The organism is Sedimenticola selenatireducens DSM 17993 (assembly GCF_000428045.1).
Lineage (GTDB): Bacteria > Pseudomonadota > Gammaproteobacteria > Chromatiales > Chromatiaceae > Sedimenticola > Sedimenticola selenatireducens.
Genome location: NZ_ATZE01000016.1, coordinates 40780 through 53401, shown reverse-complemented (window position 1 = coordinate 53401; position 12622 = coordinate 40780). Strand labels below are relative to the sequence as shown.

At 54.0% G+C, this 12622-nt stretch carries 11 protein-coding genes; 3 read left to right on the top strand and 8 right to left on the bottom strand.

Going from position 1 to position 12622, the window contains the following annotated elements:
* Positions 1-6: 6 nt before the first annotated feature.
* Together A3GO_RS0114345 and A3GO_RS0114340 are read left to right on the top strand one after the other, a co-directional pair.
* Entirely contained in the window at positions 7-909 is a 903-nt protein-coding gene (locus A3GO_RS0114345) for a hydroxymethylglutaryl-CoA lyase (RefSeq protein WP_029133979.1), read from the top strand.
* Positions 910-1069: 160 nt separating this feature from the next.
* The gene (locus A3GO_RS0114340; protein WP_029133978.1) at positions 1070-1657 is read left to right on the top strand and encodes a peroxidase-related enzyme; all 588 of its coding nucleotides are present in this window, start codon (positions 1070-1072) and stop codon (positions 1655-1657) included.
* A gap of 300 nt (positions 1658-1957) precedes the next feature.
* Here the strand turns inward: A3GO_RS0114340 and A3GO_RS0114335 are convergent, their stop codons facing one another.
* From A3GO_RS0114335 to modA, 4 genes are all read right to left on the bottom strand, one after another.
* Positions 1958-2191, bottom strand: coding sequence for a hypothetical protein (locus A3GO_RS0114335; protein WP_029133977.1), 234 nt, complete (start codon positions 2189-2191; stop codon positions 1958-1960).
* A gap of 468 nt (positions 2192-2659) precedes the next feature.
* Positions 2660-2896, bottom strand: coding sequence for a hypothetical protein (locus A3GO_RS0114330; RefSeq protein WP_029133976.1), 237 nt, complete (start codon positions 2894-2896; stop codon positions 2660-2662).
* A 333-nt stretch (positions 2897-3229) separates the two neighbouring features.
* The gene (locus tag A3GO_RS25415; protein WP_051302363.1) at positions 3230-5776 is read right to left on the bottom strand and encodes an EAL domain-containing protein; all 2547 of its coding nucleotides are present in this window, start codon (positions 5774-5776) and stop codon (positions 3230-3232) included.
* Positions 5777-5790: 14 nt separating this feature from the next.
* Positions 5791-6561 (bottom strand): molybdate ABC transporter substrate-binding protein, encoded by a 771-nt coding sequence (gene modA / locus A3GO_RS0114320; RefSeq protein ID WP_084610103.1) that lies wholly within the window; start codon positions 6559-6561, stop codon positions 5791-5793.
* A gap of 169 nt (positions 6562-6730) precedes the next feature.
* Here modA and nhaA point away from each other — a divergent pair, with 169 nt between their 5' ends.
* Entirely contained in the window at positions 6731-8122 is a 1392-nt protein-coding gene (gene nhaA / locus A3GO_RS0114315; RefSeq protein ID WP_051302361.1) for a Na+/H+ antiporter NhaA, read from the top strand.
* Positions 8123-8167: 45 nt separating this feature from the next.
* Here the strand turns inward: nhaA and A3GO_RS0114310 are convergent, their stop codons facing one another.
* The 4 genes from A3GO_RS0114310 to A3GO_RS0114295 all read right to left on the bottom strand — a co-directional run bounded on the left by A3GO_RS0114310 (position 8168) and on the right by A3GO_RS0114295 (position 12579).
* Positions 8168-9976: a SulP family inorganic anion transporter gene (locus tag A3GO_RS0114310; protein WP_335340051.1), complete on the bottom strand. Its 1809-nt coding sequence runs from the start codon at positions 9974-9976 to the stop codon at positions 8168-8170.
* The gene (locus tag A3GO_RS0114305; protein WP_211245099.1) at positions 9973-10368 is read right to left on the bottom strand and encodes a hypothetical protein; all 396 of its coding nucleotides are present in this window, start codon (positions 10366-10368) and stop codon (positions 9973-9975) included. The genes A3GO_RS0114310 and A3GO_RS0114305 overlap by 4 nt, the downstream gene beginning before the upstream one ends.
* A 266-nt stretch (positions 10369-10634) precedes the next feature.
* On the bottom strand, positions 10635-11909 hold the full coding sequence (locus tag A3GO_RS0114300; RefSeq protein ID WP_029133971.1) for a sensor histidine kinase: 1275 nt from the start codon (positions 11907-11909) through the stop codon (positions 10635-10637).
* Positions 11899-12579: a response regulator transcription factor gene (locus A3GO_RS0114295; protein WP_029133970.1), complete on the bottom strand. Its 681-nt coding sequence runs from the start codon at positions 12577-12579 to the stop codon at positions 11899-11901. The genes A3GO_RS0114300 and A3GO_RS0114295 overlap by 11 nt, the downstream gene beginning before the upstream one ends.
* Between the last annotated feature and the right edge of the window lie 43 nt (positions 12580-12622).

Sequence of the window (12622 nt, the reverse complement as noted above, 5' to 3'; positions counted from 1 at the left end):
ACAAACATGCAACTACCCGAACAGGTAAAGATTGTCGAAGTGGGACCCCGGGACGGACTGCAGAACGAATCCACACCGGTTCCCGCCGAGGTCAAGCTGGAGCTGATCCGCAGACTGGAACTCGCTGGGCTGTCGGTGATCGAGGCGGGCAGTTTTGTCTCCCCCAAGTGGGTGCCGCAGATGGCCTCCAGCGCTGAGGTGTTCAGCGCCATCGACCCGAAACCCGGCGTCAGTTATCCCATGCTGGTACCCAATCTGCGGGGGCTGGAAAGCGCCCTGTCGGTGGGTGTGAAGGAGATTGCCATCTTTGCCGCTGCTTCCGAGAGCTTCACGCAAAAGAACATCAACTGCTCCATCGAGGAGAGCATCACCCGTTACAGCGAGGTGATGGAGCAGGCCAGGCAACATAAGCTGGAGGTGCGCGGTTATGTCTCCTGCGTGCTGGGGTGCCCCTATGAGGGCGAGATCGCCACCGATAAAGTGGCCGGGGTGGCGCGGCGACTGTACGACATGGGTTGTTACGAAATTTCACTGGGCGACACCGTGGGCGTCGGCACGCCTCTGAAGGCGCAGCGGATGATCGACGCCGTGGCGCAGCTGGTTCCGGTGGAGAAGCTGGCCGCTCATTTTCACGACACCTATGGCCAGGCGCTGGCGAATCTGTTCGCTGTACTGCAACAAGGCGTGTCGGTGATCGACAGTTCTGTCTCCGGTCTTGGCGGTTGCCCCTATGCCAAGGGGGCCTCGGGTAATGTCGCCACCGAGGACGTACTGTACATGCTCAACGGTCTCGGTATCGAGACCGGTATCGATATGAATAAATTGCTGCTGGCCGGTCAGTACATCAACGATCACCTGCAGCGGGGGTCCGCCTCGAAAGTCGCCCGTGCCCTGACCGGCAAAGACTGAATCGACAGGCCTGGTAGGGCGAGCACGTATGTTGTTTCTGCGACAGAGTGCCACCCATAGGGCGCCCTATACCGAAGTCATTGTTCGGAGGTGGGATGCCCTGCTGGGCCGGAACCCTACAGCGGAAATAACACAATCACCCTACAGAACGGAGGTAAAAGTGTCCGATAAACCGATCAGCCGATTCCCCATCCCCGATATCAATGAACTGCCGAAAGATATCAAAACCGTCATCCTGGATGTGCAAGAGAAATCCGGCTTCATCCCCAATGTCTTCCTGGCTCTGGCCCACCGTCCGGATGAGTTCCGAGCCTTTTTCGCCTATCACGACGCGCTGATGGAGAAAGAGAGCGGACTCAGCAAAGGTGAGCGCGAGATGATCGTGGTCGCCACCTCCAGCGCCAATCAGTGCATCTATTGCGTGGTGGCACACGGCGCCATATTGCGCATCCGGGAAAAGAACCCGCTGATCGCCGACCAGGTTGCCGCCAATTACCGCAAGGCGGATATCACCCCGCGTCAGAAGGCGATGCTTGATTTCGCTATCAAGGTGTCCCAGCGTGCCTATGAAGTCGGCGATACCGACTATGAACTGCTGCGGGGGCACGGCTTCACGGATGAGGATATCTGGGATATTGGTGCTATCTCCGCCTTCTTCGGCCTCTCCAATCGCATGGTCAACCTCACCAGCATGCGTACCAACGATGAGTTCTATCTGCTGGGACGGCTGCCGAAGCAGAAGACGTAATCCGGTACCCAGGTGGGAGCAACAATTCAATGACGGCAGTTTTAGCTCGCTTCCTGCCGAAACGTCGACACCTCTGGTATTACGGGGAAGAGAGATCCTTCCTTTTCCCCCAGGGAGAAGGAGAGGATAAAGGCGTATCAACAATCAGGCGTAAGGATTTGTGCGCATGCATTATCTGCCTACGCGGCAATGACAGGGCAGGCCTATACACTCAATAATCTGCAGATCGTGAAATGCCTCCATAGAAAAAGCCGGCTATGTGCTCATAGCCGGCTCTATTTGTCACAGCATCCATGCTTGCTAACGGGCGTTCAGGCCTTCCAGATAGTCAGGAATCGCACTGACGCCAATACTCTCATCCATTGGTGTTTCGTGAGAAGCCTTGCCGGCGGCAGTAGCGGGCATGCGGCTGAAGTCAGTCTCTGTAGCTTGTGATCCATAGAGCAGGTCCTGGGTTATATCGTCGGCCACTACAGCGCCCGTGGAGAGGATTGATGCAAAGGCTATTGCGAACAGTTTGCTGGAAAGTTTCATGATGAGTCTCCTGATGTTTTGGTTAGTGGACCTGGGTAGTGGTCCTTGCAATAAAAGACCCGGGGGCGGGTGAGTATCTTTCACTGATTTTTCGGATTTTGAAAAAAATAGTGTCTGCACTACTGGCTAATGCCCGAATTAGTAGCATCAGTCCCGGGTTTTCGACAGAGACTCTGTATTGTTTTGGTGGCTCGTTATCCTGGTGCCTGGCCTTGGGTGAATGCAACGGCTACTTCCAGTGCAAGTTGGAGTATCTAGCGTGAGGTGATCCGCCTTGTCATCTTCACTCTCCTGGCCTGCCTAACTGGATGCCCGGTCTCACGCTGTCACCGTTGGCGATTCATTTCAAGGGACGGCTGGATGCCCACATGGCACCGTCAAGTCGGGCTGACACAGACGTTTGAACGTCTCCATAGGGAAAGCCGGCTACGTTTCCATAGCCGGCTCTTTTTGGTAGGGCGTTAGCGCTTACTGGTTGAAGTTCTGACCTTCCAGATAATCCGGAATTGCGACGACGCCATGACTATCATTCATAGAAGCTTGGTGAGAGACGTTACCGGCGGCGGTCGCGGGCATGCGGCTGAAGTCAGTCTCTGTAGCTTGTGATCCATAGAGCAGGTCCTGGCCTATATCCTCGGCCATCACGGCGCCCGTGGAGAGGATTGATGCAAAGGCAATTGCGAACAGTTTGCTGGAAAGTTTCATGATGAGTCTCCTGACGTTTGGGTTAATGGACCCGGGTAGTGGTCCTTGCAGTAGAAGACCCGGAGACTGGCGAGTATCTTTCAGTGATTTTTGCGAAATGAAAAATATAGTGTCGGCGCTCCCCGTTTTGCCATAACAGCGGGTCGAATCTAACTGCATTTTTTCCTGACTTGCGCCACCGGCCTGGTAAGTATATGAATTAGAGTATTTGGCTCCAGGTTCCCGGGAGAGCGCCTGTAATATCTTTGCGACTTTTTATGCGGTGTCAGGGAGGTGCTCCCAACCTGTGTTAAGGCGATTGTCGGCGTGACCGTTCTGATGTGGTTCGAACAACTACAGACTGGTCTCTGCCTGCTGGCGGCAGTATCTGGTCTCGAGCAATCTGCCCGCTGCAACGGGTGGCAGCGGTTTGCTGAACAGGTAACCCTGCAGGTAGTCACAGCAGTGCTCGGTCAGAAAGTCGCGCTGGACAGTGGTCTCCACTCCTTCGGCGACCACTTTGAGGCCTAGATTGTGTGCCAGGGCGATGGTTGCCATGCAGATTTCGGCGTCATTTCTGTCATTTTCAATATCCCCGACAAAGGCGCGGTCTAGTTTGAGGGTATTGATGGGGAGCTTTTTCAAATAAGCGAGGGAGGAGTAGCCGGTGCCAAAATCGTCGATCGCCAGACTCACCCCGAGTTGACTCAGTCCGTTCAGTTGTTGTACGGCCAGTTCGGGATCGGACATGGCAACCGTTTCGGTAATCTCAAGTTCGAGTTCTCCATCCCTGATTTGATGTTTTTCGATGGCGGTGCGGACGGTTTGGATCAGCGTATCCGAGTGCAACTGCTTTGCGGAGAGGTTGACTGAAATCTGCAGGGGGGTATGGGTGGTCTGTTTCCATATCGCCAGTTGCCGGCAGGCCTTGTCGATTACCCATGCCCCCAGTTCATGGATTACATCGATCTCTTCGGCGATTGGAATAAATCTGTCCGGTCCGATAAATCCCCGAGTCGGATGATTCCAGCGTATTAACGCCTCCATACCATAAATTTGGCTGTCCCGGGTATGTACCTGCGCCTGGTAATAAAGTTCGAACTGGTCGAGTTCGAGAGCACTGCGCAGTTGATGTTCAAAATCAAGACGTTCTTCGGAGGCAACCAGCAGGCTCTCAGTGAAAAACTGGAAGTTCTTTCTGCCCTGGTCTTTCGCGTGATACATGGCGATGTCACTGGTTTTCAACAGTTCGTCAATATTGTCACCATCATTGGGATAGATGCTGATACCGATACTTGGGCTGCTGTCAAAGACGTTGTCATTGATGCTATAGGGCTGTGACAACTGGTCGATGAGATATCTGGCGAGGGTAGGGACCTGGTTCATTTCCTTGAGTCCCGTAAGCACGATGACAAATTCGTCGCCACCGATCCGGGCAACGATGTCACTCTCTCTGAGACAGTTTTTCAACCGATTGGCCACTTCTATCAGTAGTTGATCACCGATATGGTGTCCCATCGAGTCATTGATATATTTGAAGCGATCCAGGTCGACAAACAGTACCGCCAGTTGTTGCCGATCCCTTTTTGCTGCCAATACGGCCTGCTCCATGCGGCTTTCCAGGCTGAAGCGATTGAGCAGTCCGGTGAGCATGTCATAGTGGGCGAGATGTTCTATTCTGGCTTCCGCAGCTTTGCGGTCGCTGATGTCGGTGAAGCTGGCAATGTGGAAAAGTACCTGTCCATCCTGGTCGCGAATGGCGGAAATCGCCGCCCACTTGGGATAGATTTCGCCGGATTTTTTCCTGTCCCAGAGCTCGCCCTGCCAGAAGCTGTCTCTCTCCAGGTCACGCCACATCTCTCGGTAGAGCTCCACGCTGGTATCACCGCCTGACAGCATTCGTGGATTTTTGCCTGCAACATCCGACAGTTCATAACCGGTCTGCTTGGTAAAGGCCCTGTTGACATTGATTATGTGGTTGTCCCTATCTGTAATGAGAATGGCCTCGCCACTGTATTCGAAGGCGTTGGCATATATTTTTAAGGTTTCTGCAATCGACTCCGCACTTCTTTTCGACATTTCAAGCTTGTTATGGGCATCGGAAATGCTCTGTGCCATCTCCGCCATTGCGTCGGTGAGCTGGCCCACCTCGTTGCTGGAGTCCTGGATCAGCGGTGCGGAATAATCACCTAGGGATATTTTTCGGGACCAGACCAGGAGTTGGGACAACTGGCGGGTAACATTGCGTATCACAATAAATGCGATAAACAGCAGTGAGCCCCCACCACCAACGCCGATGGCAATGGTGATGTAGAGGTTATGCGTGGCAACGGACATCAACGCCTGGCGTGAAGCAGCAATATCCCCAAACTCATGGCGGATCAGCTGTGATGTGATCTCCTTGATGCGGGGTATGTATTCCGATTCCGTGCGACTCAGCAGGACAAATGCCGCCTCTTTTTCAAAATCGGCACTTAGTTTGATAATAACCCCTATCTCTCTGAAGTAAGTGTTGAGAATACCGGAAAGATCCAGTGAATAATCATTGGTCTGGGGTGTGGTGTACTCATGTAATTGAATGCGGTGGCGGGAAGCCGGCAACGTGTCGATGATGGCCAGTCTGGTCCGGTCAAGTTCCTGGCTGATCTCCTCCATGGCAGAGAAACTTTCGGTAGTCAGGTGTCGGAGGCTAAGCGCACGGTAAGCGGTGACCTGTTTTTCAATTTTCTCCAGATTGCGAAGTCTGATGTCACCATCAACATATACCGTATCAAGTGCGGCGACTGATTCTTTGAGGATGTGGGAAAAATAGACCGTACCGAGCAATGAGATAAGGCCGATACTGAACATGGGTATGATCAGTTGCCGATATAGAGAACAGTTTCCCAGCTTTCCGATCATAGGCTGCTATCTGTTCACTGCAGGCTTACATCAAAACCGGCGGTTTTGAATATCTCGATGCCGGGGTCGCTGCGAATATAATCCAACAAGTCGGCTGCCGCTGATTTACCGGCGGATTGTTCAACCGGCGCCATGTAGTATCGGATGTCTGGATGCCAGGAAGGATCGATTGAGTAGAGTGGTCGTACCCGGTCGCTGAGATTGGTTGAGAAAAGTATACCGACGGTATTGTTATCGGATTGCGCCAGCGTTTCGGCCAGCAGGGTGATATGCTTTTTCGTGGTAATTTTCTGCTTGACCCGTTCCCAGACACCGGTCTTCTGCATGGCCTGTTTTGCATAGCGGCCAAAGGGTGCGGTAGATGGATCACCAATTAGGATTTTTTTTATTTTATCCGATGTCAAATCATTCCACTCGTGGAGTTCCAGAGGACTGTTGGCAGGTGCGCCTACCACCAGGCGATTGCCCCAGGGGCTAATAACCTTATCGGCAGCCACAAAGCCACCTTGAATCATATAATCCATCCAATGTTTATTGGCTGAGATATAGATGTCGGCCTGGATTGCACCTCCTCGAATTCCCTTGGCCAGCAGTCCCGATGATTTACAGATGTAATTGATTTTAATGTCACGGGTCTGGGAAAATTGTTCACCTACCGCTTTGATGGTGGCGCAGGTTGAATTGGCCGCGGCGAGAGTGATATCGGATGAATGGACCGCACCGGCGAACATTAATGTGTAGACCGCCAGGATTGGTAAACTGATTCCTAAAACTAGATTGTGCATAGGCGATAACCTGTCTATTAGTTTTAATAGTCATGCGACAAGCATTGCACTCAGTCTACATGATAGAGAGCAATCAACCTTATCAAACAGACGAATAGGTTGATTGTTTCTGTTAATCCCTACCCGGTGAAGGGGCGATTTAAGATTAATACCCTGGAATAATTATCTTATGGATAAACAATCAGCACACAGGAGTACAGTTCAAACCGACCTGGAAAGGCAATTTGAAAAGGTAATAACGCCGTTTCAATATTTTATTAAGGATCAAACCACCAGTAGCATACTGCTGATTCTCTGCACCGGTGTCGCACTTTTTCTTGCCAACTCGCAGTTTAGTACCAGCTACCAGTCCTTTATCGAAACTCCTCTTGGATTGGTAGTGGATGACCATTCCTTTAGCTTGAGTCTGCACCATTGGGTTAATGATGCCATCATGACCCTATTCTTTTTTTTATTGGGCCTTGAGATAAAACGGGAACTGTTGGCGGGAGAGTTGCAGGATTTTAGCCGTACACTGCCGGTGATTGCCGCGGCAATCGGTGGCATGTTGTTTCCGGCGCTACTTTTTCTGTTGCTCAACTTCGGTTCCGAAACCGAGCATGGATGGGGTATTCCGATGGCAACCGACACCGCCTTCGCGGTTGGTATCCTGGCCCTGTTGCGCCGACAGATTCCGGCGTCTGCCTTCGCCTTTCTGACCGCACTGGCCATTATTGATGATATCGGTGCGATTCTCGTGATTGCGTTTTTTTATACTGAATCAATCGATGTCCTGTACCTGGCTTCTGGGGCATTGGCGTTTGTCTTGTTATTGCTTGTCAATCTATTGGGTATCCGTAACTCCTGGATTTACCTGGCAGGCGGAGTGATTCTCTGGAGCATGCTGTATATGTCTGGGGTGCATGCCACGGTAGCCGGCATTATGGTGGCATTTACCGTACCGGCACGCCCAAAGCGTGACACCGGCTGGTTCTTGCAGAAAACACATCGCCTGATGAGCCGTTTTGAACGGATGGAGCGAAAGAGCGACAGCAGCGAGAATATTCTCGAGAATATTGACCAGCACGATATTGTGGAGGGGGTCCAGGTCGCCGCGGCAAAGGCCACCACTCCGTTACGCCGATGGGAGCGGGCACTGGAACACCCCGTGGCTCTGTTCGTCCTGCCGCTGTTTGCCCTGGTGAATGCCGGTATTCCGCTCTCTTACAACACGCTTGAATACCTCTGGGATGGTGGTATCACCTCGGGTATTGTTCTGGGGCTGGTGGTGGGTAAAAGTATCGGTATCCCGCTGATGGCATGGATTGCGATTAAATTCAGACTCGGCCGCCTCCCGGATGGCCTGGATCTCCGGCACATTGTCGGCATCGGCATGTTGGGTGGTATGGGCTTTACCATGTCCATTTTCATTGCCGATCTTGGCTTTGCCCAGCAGGATCAGCTGATCGCGGCGAAGTCGGGCATCCTGGTGGCCTCCCTGTTGGCCGGTATCATGGGATGGCTCTGGCTGCGCTTCTGCTGTAACAGTGACATGCCCTCGAAGACTAACCGTCCGCAATAACTGACGTGATTGCAGGGCCGACACATTACCAGGGGAGAAAGATAATCAAGATGTGACCGCTTGTTCGCGTTGACACTCGATGAAGATCGGTTTGCTGCACTGACGACATGTCTGGTGGTCAAGTTTACGGTAGATGGCGCTGATGGCATCTGTTTTGTTATCGAAGAAATATTGTGCACCTATCATCTTCAGATAGCCGCCTTCGGCAAGAAACTGCCAAAGCTCGTCCTTTAAACCATAGACATAGAGTCCACCACCATTCGCCTTCAGACGTCTGGCCTCCTGAGCGAGCAGTTCGGCGCCCGCCATATCGATATAATTGATGCGGGATGCAATCAACAGGATATGTTTGACACCGTAAGTCGCGGAGATCATCTGCAATTTGAGCTGCAGGTAACTGACTGAGCCAAAATAGATGGAGCGGTCCACGCGCACGACCTTGAGTTGTCCGCACTCCTGAAGCGGCTTGGTTTCGATATCTGTAAATGCCCGGTTTTTCTGCGTCAGGTCTGGCGCCAAAAGGGTGATTTTTGGTTTTGATGTCTTGGCTAGAAAGATCACCAGGGACAACAGTACGCCGATATAGATAGCGAATTCCAGTTCCAGGAACAGGGTGGAAAAAAAGGTGACGAGGAAGATTGCAGATTCCGGCCGGCTGGTATTGAAGATTGCACGGATGTGATGAAAATCGACCAGGTTATAGGCGACCAGTAAAATCACCCCGCCCATTGCCGCGACCGGGAGATAGGCGGTCAGAGGTGCTATCAGTAACACAATGGCCATCAGGATAACTGCCGCAAAGATGGCCGACATGGGGGTCTGTGCCCCTGAGTCGTAGTTGATCCCGGAGCGGGTGAATGAGCCTGAACCCGCATAGCTTGAGAAAAAACTGCCAACAATATTGGAGAGACCCTGACCGATAAACTCCTGGTTGCCGTCGATACGTTGATTGGAGCGGGTGGCGACAGAACGGGCAATTGATACGGCCTCAATCAGGCCAAGCAGCGCTACCGCAAAAGCCTGGGGCGCCAGCATCCGAATGGCATCCATGTTGAACAATGGGCTGGTGAGGGGTGGCAGTTGGGCCGGAATACTGCCGACCAGGGCGACGTTGTGGGCGTCGGCGCCGAGAAAGAAGGCGGTCAGCGAGCCGACGATCAGGCCCAGCAGCAGGTGTGGCATTTTGCGTGACAGGCGACGACTGAACAGCGCCACGGCCAGTGTGGCGAGCGCAATAAAAAGTACATAGCCATTGCTCTGGTCGTAATGTTGGAAGACACCGAGCCAGGTATCTGCAAATGAGTGTCCGCGTGCCAGTTCCAGTCCCAGCACATGTTTGATCTGGCTGGTGGCGATCAGGATGGCCGCCGCGGCGGTAAACGCGACCACCACGGTATGGGAAACAAAATTTACCAACACCCCCAGTCGTGCCACGCCGAAGGCGAGCTGATAGATGCCCGCCAGAAAAGTCATGGTCAGCACCAGTTGTACAAACTCGGGTGTGCCCGGGGTGGCGTACTGACTGATGGAGGAGAAGACCACGATTGAGATTGCTGTGGTCGGTCCGGAAACCAGGTGACGTGATGAGCCAAACAGCGCTGCAATGATGGGGGTGATCATGGCCGTATACAGGCCGTACTGAGGCGGCATGCCAGCGATGGTGGCAAATGCGACGCCCTGAGGCAGCACCACGACCGCCCCGGTCAACCCGGCCATCAGGTCACGCTGCAGGCTCTGACGTGTAATACCGGGTAGCCACTGCAGGAAAGGCAACAGGAGCAACAGGCGCTGAGGCATCGACAGCGGCCGATCTGCGCCGGTGAAGAGATTGGGATTTCCGGATAATGCTTTCATCGTGTTAAGTGGGCGCGCTCAAAACTGCCGCCGTCGTAGACAGCCCGTCCGCTGCTCTGTGCTGGCGAAGGTGTCCGATCTGCTGGAAATGAACCGCCATCAAAGGCTTTCAGGTTGCGCATACCGGAGGAGTTGGACCGTGGACTGGATTTTGATAATTGATTTAGCCGCTCGACGAAACTCAATCCCAGCCCGAATGCCAGTGTGAGCAAAATCAACTGGATAACACTCAGTTCGAAAGCCGCCAGTAGTAGCAGCGGAATCAGGAATAGATATCTGATGCGGATTGACCGCAAACCAGCTGGCAGGCGGGTGTCGGGATGCGTGTTAAGGTACTGCATGGCAGATCCTGGTTGATTAGTGCCATCTGACAGGTATGGCGAAGATGTCATGTCCGGTTATATTTGCCTTGCAGGAAATACCCGTTACAGCGCCTCATCACTGGGCCAGCGTTCCCAATTTGGTTAAACGCCCACCTGACTTTCAGCGGGTCGTTGACCGGGTGGAGAGGGAGTATTTTGCCCCTCTCCAGAAAGAGACGGGCAGGGGAGTCACTACTCGGCTTTCACTCGAGCGGTACTCTACCGAAGCGGTGGTATAGCGAATGGATAGGCAATGTTTACGGAGTGTATAGGGCGGCCTGGAAACCGAATCAGGTTCAGTTTCCCGAGGTCAGGGAGAGTTGTGCCAGGGTGCCGCCATCGGGACGATTTTCCAGGATAATCCGCCAGCCTTCATGTTCGCACAGACGCCATACCAGTGAGAGCCCCAAACCCGCTCCGCGGCTCCGGCTACCCCGTACATAGGGCTGGAACAATTCAGTCGGGTTTTCCGTACCCAGACCCGGACCCGAGTCTTCCACGCGGATGTTATCGGCATCAAGCCGGATGCGCACTTCACCCCGTTCGGTGAAACTCAGGGCATTGCGCAGGAGGTTACCCAGCACCATGGAGAGAATGGCGTGATCGACCTGTATATGCGATGGCGCCCCGACGTCCAGCACCAAGGTAACCGGTTTGTGGCGGAACAGGTCGCGATAGCGCTCAATGACTTCCTTGACAACCGGCAGGACATCACATTCCGTCGACGGGCTGCCCGCATCACCCTGTTCCCGGGCAAGTGCCAGCAGGGCCGCAGAGATTTCACCCATCTCGATGGCGGCCCGGGATATTCGTGCAACACGGTTTCTGTTCTTATCATCGAGCGTGGTATCCAGCATCATCAGTTCAGTGGCGCCGTTTATGACGGCAATGGGGGTACGCAGTTCGTGGCTGACATCACCGGTGAAGAGGCGCTCCCGTTCAATGAAATCGTGCAAACGTCGGAGATAGGTATCAAAGTCCCCCGCCAACTGGTGAATCTCCACCCAGGGAAACTCCCGTGCCAGCGTGGTGGGTTCATCTTCGGGATGAAGTTGTGCAACACGGCGTGCCAGCTCGGTAACCGGTGCAATGATGAGTGCGGCCAGCCAGCGTCCGGCCAGCGCGGAAATGAGCGTAACGATCAGCACGCTCCCCGACAGCAGGATGAGGAAGCTGGTCTCCCGCTGGTGTAGCGCGCTGGTGTCGTAGAGCACGACAAAGCGTTGATCGCGTACCTTGCGCACGGCGGCACGATAGCTGATGCCATCGACCACGAGATTGTGACGCCCCGGGGCGAGTGTCTTGATCTCGTCCGGAATAGGGCGGGTTCCTCCCTGCGCGGCCACCACATAGGCACGGATGGTGGCCGTGTGTTCGGGCAGGGAGAGCGGATTACGTTGGCGCCGGGCGACATAATCATCCAGTTCTGCCGTCAGGGTGTCATCAATCAGGCGTGCCTCCAGATCATGCGAGGCGAAGTAAATGGTGGTGGCCAACGCCAGACTCACCACCGCGCCGAACAGGGCCAGGGTGATTGCAACGCGGTTGCGCAGGGTCCAGCTAGCGGCCATCGGGGCCGGTTAGCTGATAACCCATGCCGCGAATGGTGTGCAGCAAGGCGGGTTTGAAATTACGGTCAATGGCGGTTCGCAGGGCATGCAGATGGGCGCGCAGGGTGTCACTGTCGGGTGGATCGTCCCCCCATATCTCGCGCTCGATCTCCACCCGTCGCACAACACCCGGGGAGCGGCGCATCAGCAGGGCGAGAATTTTAAGTGGAATGGGCGCCAGTTCGATACGCCGTCCGTCGCGCTCCACGCGCAGCGTATCGGGATCAAACTGCAGATCACCGACGATCAGGCGTCGTCGGGTAATTTCGCTGCGACCACGCCGGGACAGGGCGTTAAGGCGCGCTTCCAGTTCCGGCAGCGCAAAAGGCTTGACCAGATAATCGTCGGCCCCACTGGCGAAGCCTTCCAGTTTGTTATTGAGTGTATCGCGGGCGGTGAGCATCAGGACGGGGGTGCCGTGTCCCTCCCGGCGTAACCGTGAGCAGACCTCCAGGCCATCCATGCCAGGCAGCATCAGGTCGAGAACAATCACGTCATAGCTGTTTTCGAGTGCAAATCCCAAACCTGTGAGGCCGTTATAGGCGATATCCACGGCGTGCCCCATGGATTCAAAGAATTCACACAGGTTTTCGATCAGGTCGGGATTGTCTTCAATCAGCAGCAGATACATGAAAATATTTTAACACCTCTACCTGGACTTATCATGGCTCGTA